Source organism: Acidocella aquatica (assembly GCF_030160635.1).
GTDB classification, from domain to species: domain Bacteria; phylum Pseudomonadota; class Alphaproteobacteria; order Acetobacterales; family Acetobacteraceae; genus Acidocella; species Acidocella aquatica.
This window is the reverse complement of the sequence record NZ_BSOS01000090.1, coordinates 39,172-59,645: the sequence shown is the minus strand read 5'-3', so window position 1 is coordinate 59,645 and position 20,474 is coordinate 39,172. Positions and strand designations below refer to the sequence as shown.

The 20,474-nt window shown below is 63.1% G+C and carries 19 protein-coding genes; 12 read left to right on the top strand and 7 right to left on the bottom strand.

Going from position 1 to position 20,474, the window contains the following annotated elements:
* The first annotated feature begins 29 nt into the window (after nt 1-29).
* The 5 genes from QQJ84_RS16060 to QQJ84_RS16040 all read left to right on the top strand — a co-directional run bounded on the left by QQJ84_RS16060 (nt 30) and on the right by QQJ84_RS16040 (nt 5,070).
* Complete coding sequence (locus QQJ84_RS16060; RefSeq protein ID WP_284259324.1) at nt 30-1,214, top strand: gamma-glutamyltransferase; 1,185 nt, start codon at nt 30-32, stop codon at nt 1,212-1,214.
* 45 nt (nt 1,215-1,259) lie between these two features.
* Complete coding sequence (locus QQJ84_RS16055; protein ID WP_284259323.1) at nt 1,260-2,417, top strand: pyridoxal phosphate-dependent aminotransferase; 1,158 nt, start codon at nt 1,260-1,262, stop codon at nt 2,415-2,417.
* 99 nt (nt 2,418-2,516) lie between these two features.
* Nucleotides 2,517-3,266, top strand: a complete 750-nt coding sequence (locus QQJ84_RS16050) for an electron transfer flavoprotein subunit beta/FixA family protein (protein WP_284259322.1) — start codon at nt 2,517-2,519, stop codon at nt 3,264-3,266.
* Between the two features lie 2 nt (nt 3,267-3,268).
* Nucleotides 3,269-4,198, top strand: coding sequence for an electron transfer flavoprotein subunit alpha/FixB family protein (locus QQJ84_RS16045; protein ID WP_284259321.1), 930 nt, complete (start codon nt 3,269-3,271; stop codon nt 4,196-4,198).
* Nucleotides 4,195-5,070, top strand: coding sequence for a 3-hydroxybutyryl-CoA dehydrogenase (locus tag QQJ84_RS16040; RefSeq protein ID WP_284259320.1), 876 nt, complete (start codon nt 4,195-4,197; stop codon nt 5,068-5,070). Before QQJ84_RS16045 ends, QQJ84_RS16040 begins: the two co-directional genes overlap by 4 nt.
* A gap of 168 nt (nt 5,071-5,238) precedes the next feature.
* Here QQJ84_RS16040 and QQJ84_RS16035 read toward each other — a convergent pair whose 3' ends face one another.
* Nucleotides 5,239-6,525 (bottom strand): DUF5666 domain-containing protein, encoded by a 1,287-nt coding sequence (locus QQJ84_RS16035; protein WP_284259319.1) that lies wholly within the window; start codon nt 6,523-6,525, stop codon nt 5,239-5,241.
* A 1-nt stretch (nt 6,526) separates the two neighbouring features.
* Entirely contained in the window at nt 6,527-7,348 is an 822-nt protein-coding gene (locus QQJ84_RS16030; RefSeq protein WP_284259318.1) for a DUF6502 family protein, read from the bottom strand.
* Between the two features lie 260 nt (nt 7,349-7,608).
* Here QQJ84_RS16030 and QQJ84_RS16025 point away from each other — a divergent pair, with 260 nt between their 5' ends.
* Nucleotides 7,609-7,806 carry a hypothetical protein gene (locus QQJ84_RS16025; protein ID WP_284259317.1) on the top strand — a complete coding sequence of 66 codons (198 nt, stop codon included), beginning with the start codon at nt 7,609-7,611 and terminating at the stop codon, nt 7,804-7,806.
* Between the two features lie 222 nt (nt 7,807-8,028).
* On the opposite strand, the gene QQJ84_RS16020 is transcribed toward QQJ84_RS16025, so the two are convergent.
* From QQJ84_RS16020 to QQJ84_RS16005, 4 genes are all read right to left on the bottom strand, one after another.
* Nucleotides 8,029-8,898 carry a methyltransferase domain-containing protein gene (locus QQJ84_RS16020; protein ID WP_284259316.1) on the bottom strand — a complete coding sequence of 290 codons (870 nt, stop codon included), beginning with the start codon at nt 8,896-8,898 and terminating at the stop codon, nt 8,029-8,031.
* 180 nt (nt 8,899-9,078) lie between these two features.
* The gene (locus QQJ84_RS16015) at nt 9,079-9,846 is read right to left on the bottom strand and encodes a hypothetical protein (RefSeq protein WP_284259315.1); all 768 of its coding nucleotides are present in this window, start codon (nt 9,844-9,846) and stop codon (nt 9,079-9,081) included.
* Nucleotides 9,847-10,277: 431 nt separating this feature from the next.
* Nucleotides 10,278-11,030: a sulfite exporter TauE/SafE family protein gene (locus tag QQJ84_RS16010; RefSeq protein ID WP_284259314.1), complete on the bottom strand. Its 753-nt coding sequence runs from the start codon at nt 11,028-11,030 to the stop codon at nt 10,278-10,280.
* 5 nt (nt 11,031-11,035) lie between these two features.
* Nucleotides 11,036-12,013, bottom strand: a complete 978-nt coding sequence (locus QQJ84_RS16005) for an adenosine kinase (protein WP_284259313.1) — start codon at nt 12,011-12,013, stop codon at nt 11,036-11,038.
* A 142-nt stretch (nt 12,014-12,155) separates the two neighbouring features.
* Here QQJ84_RS16005 and QQJ84_RS16000 point away from each other — a divergent pair, with 142 nt between their 5' ends.
* Nucleotides 12,156-12,749, top strand: a complete 594-nt coding sequence (locus QQJ84_RS16000) for a bactofilin family protein (protein ID WP_284259312.1) — start codon at nt 12,156-12,158, stop codon at nt 12,747-12,749.
* Nucleotides 12,750-12,874: 125 nt separating this feature from the next.
* On the opposite strand, the gene QQJ84_RS15995 is transcribed toward QQJ84_RS16000, so the two are convergent.
* On the bottom strand, nt 12,875-13,894 hold the full coding sequence (locus QQJ84_RS15995; RefSeq protein WP_284259311.1) for a WD40 repeat domain-containing protein: 1,020 nt from the start codon (nt 13,892-13,894) through the stop codon (nt 12,875-12,877).
* A gap of 202 nt (nt 13,895-14,096) precedes the next feature.
* Between QQJ84_RS15995 and QQJ84_RS15990 the strand changes: the two genes are divergently transcribed.
* The 5 genes from QQJ84_RS15990 (at nt 14,097) to aguA (ending at nt 20,452) form a co-directional block, all read left to right on the top strand.
* Nucleotides 14,097-15,455, top strand: a complete 1,359-nt coding sequence (locus QQJ84_RS15990; protein WP_284259310.1) for a hypothetical protein — start codon at nt 14,097-14,099, stop codon at nt 15,453-15,455.
* Nucleotides 15,456-15,728: 273 nt separating this feature from the next.
* The gene (locus QQJ84_RS15985) at nt 15,729-17,108 is read left to right on the top strand and encodes an aspartate aminotransferase family protein (RefSeq protein ID WP_284259309.1); all 1,380 of its coding nucleotides are present in this window, start codon (nt 15,729-15,731) and stop codon (nt 17,106-17,108) included.
* On the top strand, nt 17,105-18,472 hold the full coding sequence (locus QQJ84_RS15980; RefSeq protein ID WP_284259308.1) for a glutamine synthetase family protein: 1,368 nt from the start codon (nt 17,105-17,107) through the stop codon (nt 18,470-18,472). The genes QQJ84_RS15985 and QQJ84_RS15980 overlap by 4 nt, the downstream gene beginning before the upstream one ends.
* Nucleotides 18,469-19,356 (top strand): N-carbamoylputrescine amidase, encoded by an 888-nt coding sequence (gene aguB, locus QQJ84_RS15975; protein WP_284259307.1) that lies wholly within the window; start codon nt 18,469-18,471, stop codon nt 19,354-19,356. The genes QQJ84_RS15980 and aguB overlap by 4 nt, the downstream gene beginning before the upstream one ends.
* Nucleotides 19,343-20,452, top strand: coding sequence for an agmatine deiminase (gene aguA, locus QQJ84_RS15970; protein ID WP_284259306.1), 1,110 nt, complete (start codon nt 19,343-19,345; stop codon nt 20,450-20,452). Before aguB ends, aguA begins: the two co-directional genes overlap by 14 nt.
* Nucleotides 20,453-20,474 lie beyond the last annotated feature (22 nt).

The window sequence follows — 20,474 nt, the reverse complement described above, 5'->3', positions numbered from 1 at the left end:
CTGATGCTTTAACCTGGGGGCGAACCATTTTGCGTAGCCAGACTCTTTCCCGCGCCAGCGCGTCCCGTGCAATCGCCCTCGCGGCACTCACCCTGCTGCCGGGTTGCGGCCATTTATTAGGCGGCGGCGCCAGCGCCAGCCTCGGCCAGACCGCCGCCGCCCCCACCGTGTTTGGCTACGCCACGGCGGACGAACCCCAGGCCGCCTTGGCCGCCCGCCAGATCCTCAACCAGGGCGGCAATGCCGCTGACGCCGCCGCCGCCGCTGGCTTTGTGCTCAGCGTCACCCTGCCTTCGCGCGCCGGTCTTGGCGGCGGCGGCGCCTGCATCGTTAAAATGCCGGATTCCCAGGGCAATGCCCAACCGCCCGTCGCCTTGCTGTTCCCGGCCGGCGCCCCCGCGAGCCTCTCCGGCAACCGCCCCGCCGCTGTCCCCAGTCTCGCGCGCGGCCTGCTGGCCTTGCAGGCCCGCTACGGTGTGCTCCCCGCCGCCAGCGTTATCGTTCCCGCTGAGCGTCTCGCAGGTGGCGTGCCTGTCTCCCCGGCCCTCGAGTCCGACCTCCAGGTGGTCGGCGGCGCCCTTGCGTCAGACCCCGCCGCCGCTGCCGTCTTCGCCCCCAATGGCGCGCTGTTGCCCACCGGCGCCAATCTGGTGCAGCCAGACCTCGCCGCCACGCTGGAATCGCTGCGCGTCCTCGGCGTCCAGGGGCTCTACGCCGGCAGCTACGCGCAGAATTTCGCCGCCGCGGCTGATCAGGCCGGCGCCGGGCTCCTGGCGTCAGACCTCGCCACCAACCTTCCGCATTTCACCGCGCCCAATATCAGCAGCAACGGCGCTCTCACCACCGCGTCCCTGCCGGCCGCCACACCAGGCCCCATACAGCCCGCCACCGCCAGCTTCTCCGCGCTGGACAAAAACGGCGGCGTGGTAAGCTGTGCCGTCACCATGAACAACCTGTTCGGCACCGGCCGCATCGCACCTGGCACCGGCATCCTCCTCGCCGCCGCCCCGCGCCCCGGCCAGCCCGCGCCGCTGGCCGCCACAGTCACCTACACTGCCAACGGCACCTTCCGCGCCACCACCACCGGCACCGGCCAGGGCGCCATCTCGCGCGCCAACGCCATCTCCTGCCCTGGCGGCGTTCCCGGCGGGGAGGCAACCTGCACCGCCACCGCCGACCCATCCGGCCAGGGTCTCGCGATCGGTGGGCGTTAGGCGCACAAAGCTCCCTGGCCTGAACGTGCCGAACGCGGCCCGCCGATGAAAATCGGCATAGGCCGGGCGGTTCCGCCCTTCCGGGTGATGGATGTCATCGCCGAGGCCAACGCCCGCGCGCAACGCCGCCAACCGGGCGATGCAAGGATTTTGCGCCTGGAAGTTGGCCAGCCCGGCACCGGCCTGCCGCTGGGCGCGCGTCTGGCGGCCGAGGCCGCGCTGCGCACCGGCGCCACATTGGGCTACACCGAGGCTCTGGGCATGTTGCCCCTGCGTGAGCGCATCGCCGCGCATATTCAGGACTGGTACGGTACAACCATCGCCCCGGCCCGCATCGCGGTGACATTCGGCGCTTCGGGGGCGTTTCCGCTGGCCTTTCTGGCCGCGTTCGACCCCGGCGATACCATCGCCCTGGCCGCCCCCTATTACCCGCCATATGTTAATATCGCCACCGCGCTGGGCCTGAAACCGCTGATCCTCCCCTGCGGCATCGAAACCGGCTTTCAGCCCACGGTTGCCATGCTGGAGGCGTTGGAGCGCAAGCCCGACGGGCTGATCGTGGCCAGCCCGGCCAACCCCACCGGCTCCATGCTCTCCCCTGATGAGCTTAAAGCCCTGGCGCGCTACTGCCACGCCAACGGTATCCGTTTGATCTCGGATGAGATCTACCACGGCCTGACCTACGGCAAACCCATCGCCTCTGCCGCCCAGTTTTCTGAAAGCGCGATCGTCATCAACTCCTTTTCCAAGTATTTCTCCATGACCGGCTGGCGCGTCGGCTGGATGGTGTGCCCTGAGGAGCTGGTGCGCCCGGTGGAGCGGCTGGCGGCGAATTTTTTCGTCTCACCCTCCTATATCTCACAGGTCGCCGCCCAGGCCGCCTTCGCCTGCACGCAGGAGCTGGAAGCCAACCGCGCCCGCTACGCCACCGCGCGCCAGATGCTGCTCACCGGCCTTGAAACCGCTGGTTTTACGAAAATTTCGCCGCCAGACGGCGCCTTTTACCTCTATGCCGACAGCTCAAGCCGCGCCGCCGACAGCGGCGCCTTCTGTGCCCGGCTGCTTGACGAAGCCGATATTGCCGTTACACCCGGCTACGATTTCGACGCACAAAGGGGCAAGAATTTCTTCAGGATGAGCTATTGCGCCGCGCTACCGGACATAGAGGAAGCCATTTTCCGCCTGTGTCGCCTCAAACCCTAGACTAAAGATTGTGTGCTAGAGTACTTTTCACGAGCAACGACATACAATATCAGTGACGCGCCCACCAAGGGTGCCATAACCGAGGTAGAGAATAGAACCATGAAACTGCTGGTCGCCGTAAAACGAGTGGTCGATTACAACGTCAAGGTCCGGGTCAAATCGGACCATACAGCCGTTGAGACCGCCGGCGTTAAAATGTCGATGAACCCGTTTGATGAAATCGCCGTCGAGGAAGCCGTCCGCCTGAAGGAAAAGGGCATCGCCACGGAAATCATCGCCGTCTCGCTGGGCGTTACGCAGTGCCAGGAGACCATCCGCACCGCGCTCGCCATGGGCGCTGACCGCGGTATTCTGGTGGAGACCGACGTTGCGCTTGAACCTCTGGCCGTCGCCAAAATGCTCAAGGCCATCGCCATCAAGGAAGGTGCGGAGCTGGTCCTCCTCGGCAAGCAGGCGATCGATGATGACATGAACGCCACCGGCCAGATGCTCGCCGCTTTGCTCGGCTGGCCCCAGGGCACCTTCGCCAGCAAGGTCGAAATCGCCGATGGCACCGCCACCGTCACCCGCGAGGTTGATGGCGGGCTGGAAACCGTCGCCCTGACCATGCCCGCCGTTATCACCGCCGACCTGCGGTTGAACGAGCCGCGCTACGCCTCGCTGCCCAACATCATGAAGGCCCGCAAGAAGACCATCGACGTGATGAAGCCGGAAGACCTGGGCGTTGACCCGGCGCCGCGCCTGAGCATCCTCAGCGTCAACGAGCCGCCGGTGCGCAAGGCTGGCATCAAGGTGGCCGATGTTGCCGCCCTTATCGACAAACTCCGTAATGAAGCGAAGGTGATCTGATCATGACCTCACTTGTTGTTCTCGACTTTGATGCCCATGGCATCAAGCAGCCCTCCCGTTCGGCCATCGCCGCGGCAGCGCTGCTGGGTGAAGTTCATGTGCTGATCGCAGGTTCGGGCGTCGGCAACGCGCCCGCCGAGGCCGCGAAAATCGCCGGTGTCGCCAAGGTGCTGGTGGCCGACGATGCCTCGTTGACGCATGGCCTGGCCGAACCGCTCTCAGCCCTCATCGTCTCGCTCGCGGGCAGCTACGCGCACATCATGTGGGCCGCCACCGCCGCTGGCAAAAACGTGCTGCCGCGCGTCGCCGCCCTGCTCGATGTTCAGCCGCTCAGCGACATCTCCGGCGTGGTCGATGCCGATACCTTCATCCGCCCGATCTATGCCGGCAACGCGCTCGCCACGGTCAAATCCTCCGACTCCAAAAAAGTCATCACCGTGCGCGCCTCCAGCTTCGACCCCGTCGCGGCCGAAGGCGGCTCCGCCAGCATTGAAACCCTGACCGTCGCGGCCGTTGCCCCGCAGTCCAAATATCTCTCCTCGGAGCTTTCCAAGAGCGAGCGTCCCGAACTCACCGCGGCGAAAATCATCGTCTCCGGCGGGCGCGGCATGCAGAACGGCGAGAACTTCACCAAGCTGCTCGACCCCATAGCCGACAAGCTCGGCGCCGCCGTCGGCGCCTCGCGCGCGGCGGTGGATGCAGGCTTCGTCCCCAACGACTATCAGGTCGGCCAGACCGGCAAGATCGTCGCCCCGGACCTCTACATCGCCGTCGGCATCTCGGGCGCCATCCAGCACCTGGCCGGCATGAAGGACTCCAAGGTCATCGTCGCCATCAACAAGGACGAAGACGCACCAATCTTCCAGGTGGCCGATTACGGCCTCGTCGGCGACCTCTTCACCATCCTGCCGGAGCTTGAAAAAGCACTATGAAAATCACGCACGTTGGCGTCATCGGCGCCGGTCTCATGGGCAATGGCATTGCCCATGCCTCCCTGCTCGCGGGCTTCAACGTGATACATGTGGACTCGTTTGAAGCGGCGCTCCCCAAGGCCCTGGCAACCATGACCAAAAACATGGACCGCCAAGTCGCCAAGGGCAGCCTCACCGCCCAGGCGAAGGACGAGGCGCTGAGCCGCCTCGTCACCTCCACCAGCTACACCGCTCTCGCCAACGCCCAGGTCATCATCGAGGCAGCGCCCGAGCGCGAGGAGATCAAGGAGGCCATCTACAAGGCGCTCACCCCCCTCATCGGGGCTGACACCATCATCGCCTCCAACACCTCCTCCATCTCCATCACCAAGCTGGCCAGCATCACCGGCCGGGCCGACAGATTCATCGGCATGCACTTCTTCAACCCGGTGCCGGTGATGAAACTGGTGGAAATCATCCGTGGCATGGCCACCTCGGACGAGACCTACAACACCATTTACGCGCTGGCCGAAAAACTCGGCAAAACCATCGCCACGGCGGCCGATGCCCCCGGCTTCATCGTCAATCGCATCCTCTGCCCCATGCTCAACGAGGCGATTTTCGCCCTGGCTGAGGGCGTGGGCACTGTCACCTCGATCGACTCCGGCATGAAACTCGGCGCCAACCACCCGATGGGCCCGCTCGAACTGGCGGATTTCGTCGGCCTGGATACGCTGCTGGAAGTCATGCGCGTGCTCCACAACGGCCTCGGCGAAGACAAATACCGCCCCGCGCCGCTGCTGATAAAATACGTGGAAGCGGGCTGGTACGGCCGCAAATCCGGGCGTGGTTTTTACGATTATTCAGTGACGCCGCCAAAGCCTGCGCGCTAAACCAATATCTGGCGCGCGATAGCTTGGCGTTTAGGCTCGCTCGCCCGAGCAAGCCTAAATGGTTATCCCAGAGCCTGATCGCTTTAAATGCGATCGGGCTCTGGCCATTTTTATGAGGGTGATTCACGTTTGAGGTTCGCTCGGTTGAGCGAACCTCAAACGATCGCGCTAATCCTTTGACGGACTCTCAATTTCAGGCGTTTCAACGTCCGGCGCTTCAATGTCGGGCGTTTCAACCTCTGGCACGGTGTGCTCTGGGCCGGTTTCCGGCGCCCTGTTCACATCGGAAGCATCTGGTTTCTGTGACGCTGGCTTAACACCCGTCTCCGGCTTTTGCAGGTCTTCGGCGGGTTCCTCGCCGCGCTGTGGTGTGGCAACCGCCGGTCCCGCGCGGCTTGCCGGCGCGCCGGTCCAATCCTCCGCATCGAGCATTTCAGTATCGATCAGGTCGATGCTGATCGAATCGGCGGCGGTCAGCTCGCCCTGAATTTCGACCAGATTCTGGCCGTTCAGATGCAGCCCGGCCGGCGCGCCGGAGGCGAGCAGACCATCGGCGGTGACCAGCTGCCCCTTTGCATTGGTCTGGAAATAACCGCGCACCTCGACCACGCCTCCCGGCTGGCCCAGCGCAACCGGGGCGGGCAGGGCGGTATCGGCCCGCAGGCCCTGCGCGCTCAAGCTTCCGCTAACGATAACCCGCTCACCGGCGGAGAGCCGTGCCGTGAGGCTGGGCTGCGCCAGAATACTGGTGCCGGCGACCGCCAGCCGCCCAGGCGCCAGCGATGTGACGACCGCCGCAAGCTGGAAATGATTGCCGGGCGGCAGCCGGGTTATCCGTTGCGCCACCCAGTCGCCCGAGGGCCTGGGCAGCGCGGAGACCGCAACCAGGGCGCCGGGGGTGATCCCGGCAAAGGGCGTCTGGCCGGGTGGCGCGACCACATGCTGCCCGAGCACGGTGGCGCTGGCGCCATCCGGGGCGATATCCGTCACCTGGCCGATGATCGGGTGCACAATGGCGATTTCCCTGGCGTAGCCGCCGCGCGCCGTGGTGATGACGCCCCTTACATTGGCGATATCACCCACGCGCAACGCCGATACCGTGGCCGGAGCGCCATCAATCATCACCAGCGTCCGGCCGTCGATGGCATATTCACGGCCGTTCACGAACACGCTGCCAAAGGCCTGGATCGGCCCATACCCGGTGACCGGCATGCCGGAGCGCGCAATGCCGGTGCCGCCAATGCCGCCCGTTCCGGCGCTGATCCCGGTGCCGCCGATGCCGCCGGTCCCCGCGCTGATCCCGGTGCCGCCAATGCCGCCGGTTTCACTGGTTTGCGCCCGCGCCGGCGCGGGGAGTACCACCGCGCATGCCCATAACAGGGCGAGCGCCAGCCCAAGCGGGAACATCCCGGCGCAGCGCGAAGCCTTGATGCGGGTTTGCGGGAGAACATTCATGTCAGGGTTGGTCTTCGGCGCTGGTTTCGTAATAATACACGCCCAGCCGCAGCCGTTTCAGCGGCAACCCGGCATCGGCGGCCGGCGAATCGGCACTGCTTTCCAGCAGTTTCTCGTTGGCCCGCCGGAGCATCCTGTCAGCCATCGTGGAGAGCGCGGGGCGCACCGCCTCTAGCTGGCGCGCGCTGATCCCGTTATGAAAGAGTGCGCGCTCGATGAACGGCGGCTCATCAGGGGCCAGGTTATGCAGCGCACTGCGCAGATGATCGCTGACATTGGCGGCAAGAAACAGCATTTTGTCCTTCGGCGTCCCCGGCGTGAACGCCGCCCGCAGCAGATACAAATGGTCCTCATCGTCACGCTCGACGATACCGGCCCGGTTCAGCTCCTCGATCACCGTGCGGGCGCGCACATCAACCTTGGCGGCCCGCAGCAACGAGTCGAAATTGGGCTCCGCGTCACTGCCGCGCGTGCCGAGATGGCGGGGTTCGCCGTGCGCATCAAGAAACACCGGGGCCGAAACCCAGGTTGCCACAACCCGCGCCGCCATGTTGACGCCTGCCATCGGGTCGCGGACCTCGCTTTTGCGCGCCTGCAGCGCATCATCGCGCAGGCGCTTCACCTCGCGGCGGTTAATTCCAGTGACCAGGCTGATAGTGCTGTCCGTCGGCGCTTCCTCAGCGGTGTGGCGGCCGAGCGCCTCCTCGACATAAATTTTTTTCAGCAGATCGCGCAGCGCGATATAACCCACCCCGCGCCGCATCAGATAAACGATGAGCGGGCTGAGCAAGCGGCGCACCATGGTTTCAACGTCTGCTTCCATTAACTCCTAAACTCTTCCTTCCCGGCGGGTCCGGCAATAAGCTCCGCGTGCCCGCATTATTTTCCCTGCTTAATCCTGCCGCCGCAAATTTGTGGGCATTTGTTCCACATAGCTTGCTGTCACCGTTTTGCAAGCCCCGCGGCGCGAAATCCGCCGGGTTATTGCGGAAAATGACCTGACGGTCATTGGCATGTTTGCAGGCTATTTCAATCTAAAATTGAAACACCCGCCATTAAGCCCCAACGCCGGGCGTGGCCCCCGTGCCGGAGCGCAACATCGCCGCCTGGCTGCGAAAATTGCTTTTTACCCGGATGAGAACCTTAACCGGTATCAGCATGAGCAAAAATGCACAGAGCGGAAAAGCGACAGCCAGAAAATCTCCCACAACCGAAATATCCCGGTTGATGAACCGGCATGCCGACAAGGCAAAGGCCGTGACGATTCCAAATAAAATATGATCAAGCGCAGACATGGATTTGAATATGACGATGAAAGGTGACAATGCCGCGTGTCCTTCGTGTTTGATGAAGATGGTTGGTGTTTGGGTGAGTCCGTCAGCGAAAAAAAGCCCGTTTTTTCATTCCCGCCATACCGCAAGCGCAATTCACGGAAATCTCCTGCTGCGCTACGATTCAGCCGGTCCACAATCGGTGGGCGAAGCATGTCTTATTAAAAAACCATTAATATATCTCAATCGGGATGGTTGGTTTCAAAATCGCGATGAAATTATCATCCGTGGGAAGTGAAAGCATGAAGGGAAAAGAAGCCTCCAATCCAAAATGCGATGCCAGGGCGGAAATATCACGCTTTCTGAAATAATTGAGGTATTCAGGAAAATTGAATTTATACCACCGCTTTCCCATGAAACGCCGGTTAAGTGAGCCGTAGTTGGCAAGTTTCAATACCGCGAGGCCATCAAATCTGAGCTTTTGGCCGAGCAGTTCAACCACGCTGCGCGCATCGGGATCGCGCTCCAGATGCGAATGCAGCACCACCCCGGCCAGCGAACGGTCAGGAAACCGCGATAACCCTTCGGCCGCCGTGGTGCTTAAAACCGTCGCGCCTGATTGCGTGGCCTCCGTGCGGGTACGCACCGAAAATGCCGGGAATGCCTCCAGGCCATAGATGGAAAACCGCCGGGAAATGAGCCGGAGATTATCCCGGTGACAGCCGACATCAACCACATTTCCGGAATCCGGGCCAAGTTTGTTCAATATCTCATAAGGCTCCAGCGGAGAAAACATAAACCTCCGCCAACAGGTCGCGCGGTCCAGCCAGTTCAGAAGCCGATCACCCAGGAGCAACCGGCCATCGCGCGCGGCATGCGTTTGCGCCGCGGCGCCGGGCGCTACCGGAACATAAGTAAATCCGCAGTTCACGCATTCAACAAGGTGCCTGCCCACCTTCGCATAGGCCAGCGCCCGTGCGGCCCTGCCGCCATTTTCACAAACGGCGCAGGCCCGCATGCGCATGCCCGGTGAATTCGCCAGGCCGCCTTGTTCAGCCGGCTGGTGATCGCGGCCCGATGAGTCAGCGCTACGACGGTTCACCGAAAATGCTCCAAACGGGTTGCAGGACAAACCACCAGCCTGCGCGCGCTAAACGCGCTTCAGCCTGGCAGGTATGAAGGCTTGGCTCGATTATCGTGGAAGAAAGTCCCACGGTCAAGTGCGTGTGGCAATCACCGCCTGATTATGCGTTCCGGTGCATAATCAGTGGTAAACCCGGGCTCAGAATTTCTCGGTCAGCCCCATTCCCGCACCGAACGCAGGGCTGTTGGGTGTCAGGCCGCGGGTGAGATAGGTCTGAAACTCAAGCGCCGCTGTAAGCCGGACGGTATACGCCCCAATCAACTGTTCGGCCGGTCCGGCCCCGCGCTGGAGTGTTCCGCTATCAAGGAACAAGGCTGTCACATAGCCATGGTGGGGTACAACCACGCTGGCCCCGGCCTCGAACGTAAAGGCGTTCCGCAGCTTCAGCCCGGGCGCCTGCCCAACCACCCTGTAGCCGGCCCGCGCGTAGGGCAGAATCCTGCCATCCAAATTCCATTCAAAATGGCTGCCAAACTCAATATCGGGCCGTCCGGTGCCAAGCCCCTGGGCGCGCGAGGCGGTCGGTATCTTAACTTTCACATAGGGTCTGACGGAAGGCCGGTACCCGGCGGTATCAAGCACGCGGTAATCGCCGCCAACCCAGATATCCCCAAGCCCGGTGCGCCATACAGGGTGGCCACTTGTCTGGATAACCGAACCGCCGCTCAGAAGCCCCGCCCCCGTCAACGCGATATAGGGAATCTCCAGGCGCATGCGCAGCCGCGCGCCATGATACTCAAAAGTCACCGGCACTTCGTAAACGCTAACGGTGTTCGATGTTCCGAACGTCCCGCCGAAATACGACGGCTCGACATTGATGCTGAACGGCCTCGCCGGGTCCGCCCGCGCCGCCGCCGGCAGCGCCAGCCCCAACAACAGGCAGCTCCCGATGCGCCGGGCCGCCATGGGGGTACGGCACCTCTTGCGAGGTTCAAGGCCGGCTCCAAAATTGGCACGATGCGAAACGGTCATGAGATAATGACGAATTGTCCTGAATAACTGAATATATGCAAGCGTTTGAGTTCCAGAGCCGGATGACATCTCATGCCTGAATCCGCCTCTCGATTATTAGGATAGAGGGCGATTCAGACTTCAAATTGGCCCGCAAAGCGGGTAAATTTGAAGTCATTGCACTCTAGAGCGTGATTGCCTCACGTCAATCACGCTCAACCTTATGTTTTACGATCAATTTCATTGGTTTAGCTTGAATCGGGTGATTCAAGCTAAACCAATATTGATCTAGGGGATGCATTTCCGGCGGCAAGCCGTCTCGCCGGACTTTACCCTGACAAACGTAAATGTGACGGGTTTTTTATAAATCATCACCCCCGCCAGCCTCAGCCTGCGTGCAGAAACAGACCGATGGTGAGCAGGATGCCAATGGCGGTGATGCCGATGCGCAGCACCGTCTCGTTGATGCGCCGGAGCATATAAACGCCAACCTGGCCGCCGCCGATGGCGGCGATCGCCACCAGCAGCACAAGCCGCCAATGGATGCTGGTTTGCACAATGAATATGACAACAGCGGCAACATTGATGACACCGGCGAGCATGTTCTTGGTCGCCCCGGCGTGGCGCACGGAGAGCCCGGCCGCGGTGAGCGCCGCCAGCATCAGAATACCGATGCCGCCGCCAAAATAGCCACCGTAGATCGCGATGAGCAACTGCGCCACCATGGCGCCGCGCGGGGTGATGTGCGCGGGCTCATCCTCGGCGCGCTTTTTCGCGGCAAAACTGCCCCAGGCGAAAACCGCGGTGGCGAACAGAACCAGATAAGGCACGAGATGGGTGAAAATGCTCACCGGCGTGGCCAGCAGCAAAACCGCGCCAATCCCCCCGCCAACCAGGCTGATGCCAACCAGCATGCGGATGGAAAGCCCAGCCGCCCCCTCCACCAGGCTGCGCCCGGCGAGCGAGGTTGTCACCTGGCCGGGGAACAGCGCGATGGTGGAGGTGATGTTGGCGGCGAGCGGGTTAAGCCCGGCGAACAGCAGCGCCGGGAAGACCAGAAACGAACCGCCGCCCGCCAGCGCATTTTGCGCGCCGGCGATGAACGAGGCCAGCGCCAGGAGAATGAGGGCCGGGATCATGTGGATTACGCCAGGGCTTTCAGCTCATTGGCCGGTGGGCGCGCGCCGATCCGGCTGATCGCCAGTGCCGCCGCGCTGGCGCCCAGCGTACCGGCGGCGTGCAGGCTCCCGCCCTTGGTGTAGGCGGTGAGGAAGCCCGCGGCATAGGCATCGCCCGCGCCTGTGGTGTCGACCACCTGGGTTGGCGCCGCGGCGACATGGGTTTGCGTGCCCTCGTGCAGGATGATGCTGCCAGCCTCGCTGCGGGTGAGCACCGCGAGTTTGATATCGCGCGCGGCCTCGGCGGCCGCCTCGGCAAAATCATTGCGCTGATACAGGCTGCAGATTTCCGCTTCGTTGGCGAAGATGATGTCGATACCCTCGGCGATGAGGCGGCGGAAGCCATCGCGGTGGCGGTCCACGCAGAACGCATCGGAGAGCGAGAGTGCCGTTTTCTGCCCCGCCGCGCGCGCGGTTCTGGCGGCTTCGGCGAAGGCGGCCTGGGCCGCCGGCGGGTCGAACAGATAGCCCTCCAGATAGGTCACGGCGGAGGCGGCGATCACGGTCTCGTCCAGGTCGGCCAGCGAGAATTCGCCGCCCGCGCCCAGGTAGGTGTTCATGGTGCGCTGGCCGTCCGGCGTAACCAGAATGAGGCACCGCGCGGTGGGGATATGCGCCTGCAGCGGCGCGGTGGGGAAGTGCACGCCGTGCGCGGTGATCTCGCGGCGGAACGTCTCGCCCATCTCATCCGCCGCAACCTTGCCAAGGAAGGCGACGCGCGCGCCAAGTGCCGCGGCCACCGCGCAGGTGTTGGCAACCGAGCCGCCCGAGGCCGTCAACCCGCCCTGCATGGCGGCGGTGAGTCTGGTGGCGGTGTCGGCATCAATCAGCGACATGCTGCCCTTGGGCATGTCATGCCGGTTTAAAAATGCGTCATCAGTTGGTAACAAGAGATCAACGATGGCATTGCCGATGCCGGTGATATCGTAACGGGTGACGGCCATGCTGCTCTCTCCAAGGGTTTTGCGCCCGGCGATACCACTGCTGCTGGCGCGCGGGCAAATGTTTGCGCCGCATGGCTGAGGTTGTCCCGGTACAGCGGCCCGTGCTAGCCCATTGGTACCATTTTTGTGCCACGGAGGATTCGTGTTCAACAAACGCAAGCCTGAAGAGCCGAAACCCGCCGCCCCGCTGCCGCCGGTTGCCGAGACCCCCGTGCCGGAAGCCGCCGCCGCGGCCGCCGAACCCGATGCCGCCCCGGCTCAATACAATTTCAAGGAGACCACGATGGCCCGTTCCCCCTTCACGCCGCATATGCCAGCCCCCGCCGCCCCCGCCGTGCCGGCCCGCTCCACCGTGAGCAGCACCGCCGCCGGCCCGCGCGATGACGGCCAGCGCCGCACCCTCGTGGTCGGCCGCGGCATCAGCGTCCAGGGCACCGTGCAGGACGCCGAACGCCTGGTGGTTGAAGGCACCGTGGAAGCCGCCATGATCAATGGTCTGGTCGAACTCTCCATCGCCCAGGGCGGCTTGTTCAAGGGCGAAGTCGAGGTTGACGAAGCCGAAGTCGCCGGCACCATCGACGGCACGCTCGTCGCTCGCCACGCGCTCATCGTCCGCTCCTCAGGCCGCGTGCTGGGCACCGCGCGCTGCCGCCGCCTGCAGGTGGAGGACGGCGGCCAGATCACCGGCCGGATCGAAATGCTGACCGACACCGGCCTCCCCGCCCACGAGGATTAAGCCGCTCCCCCGCCACCCCACCAAACCTGTCACCCCGGCGACCAACCCCGTCACCCCAGCGAAAGCTGGGGTCTCCACCAACCCCGTCACCCCAGCGAAAGCTGGGGTCCCCGCCTCCCAGCGCCCTACCGCCGCGAGAAATCCACCACCCCGGCAAAACCGGTTTCGGTGCCGAAGGCGAGGTGCGAGCCTGACGGGTTCCACGCAAGCGCGCTGATGGCGCCGCGGCCCGGCCCGCAGACCGGCAGGATATGTTCCTGGGCGATATCGGCGATGAGCAGCAGGCCAGTGTCAAAACCGGCGGCCAGCACCTCGGTCTCCGGATGGCAGGCGATGCGCTTGGCGATGCCGTCGCCCATCCCAAGCTCCAGCGGAGCCTTGCCCATCGGCCCGCCGCCGAAGAAGGGCCACAGCACAATGGTATCCGCCCCGGCGGTGGCCAGCCAGCGCCCGGAACGGGTGAAGCCGAAGGATTCGCACTTGGCCGGGTAGCCCGCCATGCGCATGTGCTTGCCTTCCGGCAGGGTCCAGCCGTGCAGGGCATTTTCCTGCATCGAGGTCACCACGGCCTCGCCCTGCGGGTGGATGGCGACTCCGGTATGGCTGCCCTTCCACTCCAGTTTGCGCGGCGTCTCAGAGGTGGAGGCGGTGAACCAAAGCGAGGCGCCGTTATAATGTGACGCGGCGATGCGCTTGCCCTTGCTGTCAAAAGCGATGCCGGTGACGGTGCTGGGGTGGGGCAGGGCGCGCAGCACCTCGCCCTTGCCGTTGAACAGATGCAGGTTCTTGCCGGCGGCGGCGGCGAGCAGCGGCACTTTGCCGGCGTAACTCGCCACATGATCCACCCATTTGGAGCCGAATCGGGCAATTTCGGTGATGCCGCCCTCCAGGCTCACCGCGAGCAGCCTGCCGTCATCACCGCCGGTGATAAACCCCGGCGCCACCGGGTGGCGCGCTAGGGAGAGCACGGCGCCCTTATGCGCCGTAACACTGGACCAAAGCCCCGCCGTGGCCAGGCGCAGGCTGCCATCCCCCATGGCGAAGGCGCAGGTCTGGCCCGTAGCGTCGAAACAGGCGGCAATGGCATGGGCGCCGAGTTCGGCGGTGTTGCCGCGGGCGTTCAAAAGCTGATCAAGATCTGACATGCGCCGATTTGTGCCGAACTCGGGCGCGCGGGGCAAGGCCGGTACATTCTGCCGCCTCCAAGTGTGGCAAATTTGCCGCGTCAATTGAGAAATATTTTTTTAGCGGAACTGTTTTTAATGCGGCGCGGCGTTCTTGAGATAGATCAAGGTAGCCGATCGTTCTGGCTGTCAGATCACAGCCATCATTCAGTAGGAGTGCGCGATGAAGCGGAATAAATTGAACTGGGCGAGTGCGATGGGCGCATTGGCCGGCGTTGTGGCGATAACGGCGATGCCAAGGGAGGCTCGAGCGATTCCGGCCTTCGCCGCGCAGACCGGCATGCCCTGTTCGGCCTGTCACATCGGCTTCCCACAACTCACCCCATTTGGCCGTGCCTTTAAAATGGACGGCTATGTGCAGGGCGGCACTTTCCCTGACATAAAAAACTTCGCGGCGATGGTCGAAGGCGGCTTCACCCAGTTGCACGATAAAGTGCCGGGCGGCTTGGCGCCGGATTTCCGCAGCAACAATGCATGGTCGATCCAGCAGACCAGCCTGTTCTATGGTGGCGCGCTGGATGGCAACATCGGCCTGGGTGGCTTTGTCCAGGGCACGTTTGACGGCATCGGCCATCAGTTCCACTGGGACAACCTGGACATCCGCCTGGCGCAGATGACAACACTCGCCAACAAGCGGCTGGTCTATGGCTTCACCTTCAACAACGCGCCGGGTCTCACTGATTTGTGGAACACGCTGCCGGCCTGGGGCTATCCCTTTATTCCGGCCGGGCTGGGTGTCGGGCAGACAGCCGGGCTGCAGACCACCGGCCTGGCGCAGGCGGTGGCCGGCGTAGGCGGCTACGCCGCGCTCAACGTCACACCGTCGGACCTGCTCTACGCCGAAGCCGACCTCTACAAGGCGCTGCCGAATCACGCCGCCTTCACCCTGGGCGTAGGGCCTGAAGCGCCGATCCCTGGGCCGATTCCCTACTGGCGCCTGGCCTTGCAGCACAGCTCCTGGAAGCAGTCGATCGAACTTGGCACCTCCGGGCTGATCGATCATCCCTATCCCTCCGGCTTCACCCATGGGCCGACGGATACGCTGGCCGATGTCGGCGTGGACGCGCAATACCAGTATATCACCGTGAAACATGCGTTCTCCGTGCAGGCCGCATATTTCCATGAGTTCCAGCACTGGGCTGCGTCTTACCCACAAGGCGGCACCGCCAACCTGAACGATTCGCTCGATAGCGAATCACTGAACGCCTCCTATCTATGGCACCAGATGTTCGGCGTGACGGAAGCATTCGATAACATCACCGGCAATGCGGATTCCGGGCTCTACAACACCGGCACCGCCAACGCCAATGGCAAACCCAATACCCAGAGCTACACCACCGAGCTGGATTACTATCCCTTCAACACCGATGGCCCCAAATTCTTCCCCTGGGTGAATGCCAAGTTCTTCATCGAGGATACGTTCTACACCCAGTTCAACGGATTGGCGCATAACTACGACGGCAACGGCCGTTCCGCCCAAGCCAACGACGTGTTGTTCACCGGTATCTGGCTGGTGTTCTGAGCGCCGCATAAAACCTTAAGTTACGAAAAAAAGCGGCTGGGGTCATTCCCAGCCGCTTTTTTATTCATGATATTATAATTGTCTTGAACTTGCACGGCGGCCATGCAAAGCTTGCGCATGTTTTTGGTAACCGCTCCTGTCGGGCTTAGCTTCAAGGAAGAACTTCTTCTTCTTTGCGCACGCATAGGCTTCAGCCCCCCCCGCGCCTGAGATTTTTTCTTGCCCGCGTCAATTGCGCGGGCGCGATCATTAAATCTTTAGGGAGAAGCAGTTATGTTGGATAAAGCTGGCGATGCCGTTAACTGGCAGAGCGTTGATAACGCACATCATTTACACCCGTTTACAGACCATAAGGCGCTGCACGAAGGCCGTGTGCGCGTCATCACCGAGGGTGACGGGGTATTTCTGAAAGACTCAGACGGCAACCGCATTCTGGACGGCATGGCCGGCCTGTGGTGCGTCAACGCCGGTTACAGCCGCCCCGAGCTGGTGCAGGCTGCCGCCGCGCAGATGACCAAACTGCCTTACTACAACACGTTCTTTAAAACCACGAACCCGCCGGCCGCCGCTCTCGCGCAGCGTCTGGCCAAGCTCGCCCCCGAGGGCATCAACCACGTCTTCTTCGCCTGCTCCGGCTCCGAGGCGGTAGACACCGCCCTGCGCACCGCGCGTGTTTACTGGCAGACCCTGGGCAAGCCGGAAAAGAAATTCGTCATCGGCCGTGAATATGGCTACCACGGTTCCACCACCCTCGGCGCCTCCGCCGGCGGGATGGTGGACATGCACCGCCAGGCTGGCGACATGCCAAACTTCGTGCAGGTCATGCCGCCTTATTGGTATGGCTACGGCGGCCAGATGAGCCCGGCTGAATTCGGGATTTATGCCGCCAAACAGGTGGAAGATAAAATCAAGGAACTCGGCGCTGATAACGTCGCCGCCTTCATCGGCGAGCCGCTGCAAGGCTCCGGCGGCGTCATCATCCCGCCCGAAACCTACTGGCCCGAGATCAACCGCATCTGCAAGGAACACGACATCCTGCTGATCGCCGATGAAGTGATCTGCGGATTTGGCCGCACCGGCAAAATGTTCGGCTCCGATTATTTCGGTATCAAGCCGGATATGATGACGGTCGCCAAGGGCATCACCTCAGGCTACATCCCGCTCTCCGCGGTGCTGATGCATGACCGTGTGGCCAATGTGCTCATCAACCAGACCGGCGAATATTATCACGGCTTCACCTATTCGGGGCATCCGGTTGCTTGCGCCGTGGCGCTGAAGAATCTTGATATCATCGAAGGCGAGGGGCTGGTTGAGCGCTCTGTGGTGATGGGCGAGGTGCTGCGCCAGAAATTCCACGAAGTGTTCGACGATCACCCGCTCGTGGGCGACGTGCGCGGCATCGGGCTGATCGGCGGCATCGAGCTGAGCGCCGATAAGCGCACCCGCCGGTTCTTCGAGAAAAACGGCCGCGTCGGCCAGATGTGCCGTGACTTCTGCATCAACAACGGGCTGATCATGCGTGCCGTGCGCGATACAATGGTGTTCGCCCCGCCGCTGATCATCTCGCATGAGGAAATCGACCTCATGGTCGCGCTGGCGAAGAAATCCTTCGACCAGACCTATGAGAAAGTGAAGCATGAGGTGGCATTGTGAGCGCGCCGGCGATTGCCGGCAACACCGATAAACTGGAGTTGATGGCTCAGGCTGAATATATTGAAGCCTTCATCATCGACGTGAACGGTGTGCCGCGCGGCAAGTGGCTGCAGCCGGACAAGGCGAAAGCCTTGCTCGGCGTCGGCATCGCTATGCCGCGCTCGGCCTTCCTGCTGGATATCTGGGGCCGCGACGTGGTGGAGGGCGGCATCGCCCTTGACACCGGCGACCCCGACGGCCTCTGCACCGCCGTCCCGCATTCCATCACCCATATGGGCTGGGCGGACGGCACGGCCTGCCAGGCCATGCTGACCATGCGCGAGGCTGACGGCAGCCATTTCTACCTCGATCCGCGCGGTGTCCTCTCGCGCGTGCTGGAGCGCTACACCGCCGCCGGCCTCACCCCCGCGCTGGGGGTGGAGCTGGAGTTCTACCTGGTGGACCAGGGCCAGACCGGCGGTTTGAAAATCGCCCCGCGCGGCGCCGATTATTCCGGCTGGCGCGGCTGGCATATCGATGCGGTGGGCCTGGGCGAAATCCATGACTATCAGCCGATCCTGCGCGAGATGATGTCCAACGCAAAATCGCAGGGCATCACGCTGGAAACGCTGATCAGCGAGAACGGCCCAGGGCAGTTTGAGGTGACGCTGAAATACTCGACCGACGCTCTGCGCGTCGCCGACTCAGCGACATTGTTCAAGCGCACCATCAAGCAGGTGGCGCGCAAACACGGGCTAACCGCGACCTTCATGGCCAAGCCCTATGGGCAATGGGCGGGCAGCGGCATGCATGTGCATATGTCGATGCTTGATCGCAACGGCAGCAACGTCTTCATGGGCACGCCCGAGCGCGCCGCGCCGATGCTCTACAACGCACTGGGCGGAATCATCAAGGCGCTGCCTGACACGATGCTGACTCTGGCGCCGCACGCCAACTCCTACCGGCGCTTTGCCCCCGGCGTCCACGCGCCCACCTTCGGCGACTGGGGCCACGACAACCGCATGGCGGCGATGCGCGTCATCACCGCTGACCCGCAGGCCTCACGCATCGAGCACCGCGTCGCCGGCGCTGACTGCAACCCCTATCTCGCCTTCGCCTCGCTGCTCGGCTCGGCGCTGAACGGGATCGAGACCAAAGCCGACCCCGGACCGGAAACTTTTGGCGAGCGGCGCAGCCCCAGCGCGCCATCACTGCCGATCGCCTGGTCCGCTGCTCTCGATAAATTCTCAGACTCTCCGCACATCGCCAGCATTTTCGGCGCCGACTTCCAGCGTGTCTTCACAGCCTGCAAGCGTCAGGAGGTGAATGAGATGCGGCGGCGGATCTCCGATGTCGAATACGATGCGTATCTGGAGACAGCATGAGAAACGTCACAGTCGCGGCCACGCAAATGGCCTGCGGAGCCAACGCTCCGGAAAACATCGCGCGGGCCGAGAAACTGGTCCGCGCGGCGGCGGCGCAGGGTGCGCAGATCATTCTGATCCAGGAATTGTTTGAAACACCTTATTTCTGCCAGGACCAGATCCACGCCTATTTCGGGCTGGCGAAATCCCTGGAGGAAAACGCGGCGGTCAAACATTTCGCGCCCATCGCCAAGGAGCTTGGCGTCGTGCTGCCGATCTCGGTGTTCGAGCGCGCCGGCCAGAGTTTCTTCAACACCATCGTCATCCTTGATGCCGATGGTGCCAATCTCGGCTACTACCGCAAATCCCACATCCCCGATGGCCCCGGCTATTCCGAGAAATTCTATTTCTCTCCCGGCGATACCGGCTTCAAGGTGTGGGATACCAAATACGCCCGCATCGGCGTCGGCATCTGCTGGGACCAGTGGTTTCCCGAAACCGCGCGCGCCATGGCGCTGATGGGCGCGGAGCTGCTCTTCTTCCCCACCGCCATCGGTTCCGAGCCGCAGGACTCCACGCTGGACTCCAGCGGCCATTGGCAGCGCACCATGCAGGGCCACGCCGCCGCCAATCTCACCCCGCTGGTCGCCTCCAACCGTGTCGGCACCGAGCAGGGGGCGCATGGCACCGCGCTCACCTTCTATGGCTCGTCGTTCATCGCCGATAACACGGGCGCCAAAGTCGCCGAGGCTGACCGTGTTGCGGAAACCTTCCTCACCGCCACGTTCGACCTTGAAGCCCTGGCCCACATCCGCGCCTCCTGGGGCGTTTTCCGTGACCGCCGCCCCGAACTCTACACCCCGCTGCTCACGCTTGATGGCAGGCATATTCATGGTGCCCGCTAACCAGGCGGCCGCCTGCGCGCCAGTGCCACGTGAACTTGGCTTTGCGATGCCGGCGGAGTGGGCGCCCCATGCGGGCTGCTGGATGATCTGGCCCGAGCGGCCGGATAACTGGCGCTTAGGCGCCAAGCCCGCGCAGGCGGCCTTCACGGCGGTGGCCTCGGCCATCGCCCGCTTCGAGCCGGTAACAATGCTGGTCAGCGCCCGGCAATTCGCGCACGCCCGCGCGATGTTGCCCGAAGCGGTGCGCGTGGTTGAGCTCAGCACCAACGATTCCTGGGCGCGCGATGTGGGCGCGTCCTTTCTGCTCAACCCGGCGGGGGAGCGCGCCGGGGTGGACTGGCCCTTCAACGCCTGGGGCGGTCTGCAGGGCGGCTTATATTTTCCGTGGGATCTGGACGACCAGGTAGCCGCCAAAATGCTCGAGATGGAGCGCGCACGGCGCTTCCGCGCGCCAAAAATCATCGAGGGCGGGGCGATTCACGTCGATGGCGAAGGCAGCGTGCTCGTTACAGAGGCATGTTTGCTCAACGAAAACCGCAACCCGGGCGCGACCCGCCAGGAGATGGAGCGGGTGTTGAAAGATTATCTCGGCGCCTCGCATGTCATCTGGCTGGGCGAGGGCGTGCCCGGCGACGAGACCGGCGGACATATCGATAATCTGGCCTGCTTCGTGCGCCCCGGCGTCGTGCTGCTCACCTGGTGCGACGATCCGGCCGACCCGCATTATGAAATCTCCCGCGCGGCGCATGAGCGTCTGCAAGGCGCGCGCGATGCAAAGGGCCGCCCGATCACGGTCGAGCATATCCCGATGCCCACGCCGATGTTCATCTCCGAGGAAGAAGCCGCCGGAATCGACCATGCCGAAAACGGCATGAACCGCGCGGCTGGCGAACGCCTCGCGGCCTCTTACGTGAATTTTTATATTGCGAACGGCGCGATAATTGCACCATGCTTCGGTGTCGCAACGGATGCCGCCGCCCGGGCCGTATTGGCCCGGCTTTTCCCAGAGCGGGAGATTGTCATGGTGGCGGCCCGCGAAATTCTCCTGGGTGGGGGCAATATTCATTGCATCACCCAGCAACTGCCAAGGACTTAAAGTTAAATATCAAGGGGGCTAG

Coding starts and splice junctions, on each gene's coding strand:
- QQJ84_RS16055 (WP_284259323.1), top strand. CDS start 1,260: ATGAAAATCGGCATAGGCCGGGCGGTTCCGCCCTTCCGGGTGATGGAT.
- QQJ84_RS15990 (WP_284259310.1), top strand. CDS start 14,097: ATGAAGCGGAATAAATTGAACTGGGCGAGTGCGATGGGCGCATTGGCC.
- QQJ84_RS16050 (WP_284259322.1), top strand. CDS start 2,517: ATGAAACTGCTGGTCGCCGTAAAACGAGTGGTCGATTACAACGTCAAG.
- QQJ84_RS16015 (WP_284259315.1), bottom strand. CDS start 9,846: ATGGCGGCCCGGCGCATCGGGAGCTGCCTGTTGTTGGGGCTGGCGCTG.
- QQJ84_RS16040 (WP_284259320.1), top strand. CDS start 4,195: ATGAAAATCACGCACGTTGGCGTCATCGGCGCCGGTCTCATGGGCAAT.
- QQJ84_RS15985 (WP_284259309.1), top strand. CDS start 15,729: ATGTTGGATAAAGCTGGCGATGCCGTTAACTGGCAGAGCGTTGATAAC.
- QQJ84_RS15995 (WP_284259311.1), bottom strand. CDS start 13,894: ATGTCAGATCTTGATCAGCTTTTGAACGCCCGCGGCAACACCGCCGAA.
- aguB (WP_284259307.1), top strand. CDS start 18,469: ATGAGAAACGTCACAGTCGCGGCCACGCAAATGGCCTGCGGAGCCAAC.
- QQJ84_RS16005 (WP_284259313.1), bottom strand. CDS start 12,013: ATGGCCGTCACCCGTTACGATATCACCGGCATCGGCAATGCCATCGTT.
- QQJ84_RS16035 (WP_284259319.1), bottom strand. CDS start 6,525: ATGAATGTTCTCCCGCAAACCCGCATCAAGGCTTCGCGCTGCGCCGGG.
- QQJ84_RS16030 (WP_284259318.1), bottom strand. CDS start 7,348: ATGGAAGCAGACGTTGAAACCATGGTGCGCCGCTTGCTCAGCCCGCTC.
- QQJ84_RS16045 (WP_284259321.1), top strand. CDS start 3,269: ATGACCTCACTTGTTGTTCTCGACTTTGATGCCCATGGCATCAAGCAG.
- QQJ84_RS16010 (WP_284259314.1), bottom strand. CDS start 11,030: ATGATCCCGGCCCTCATTCTCCTGGCGCTGGCCTCGTTCATCGCCGGC.
- aguA (WP_284259306.1), top strand. CDS start 19,343: ATGGTGCCCGCTAACCAGGCGGCCGCCTGCGCGCCAGTGCCACGTGAA.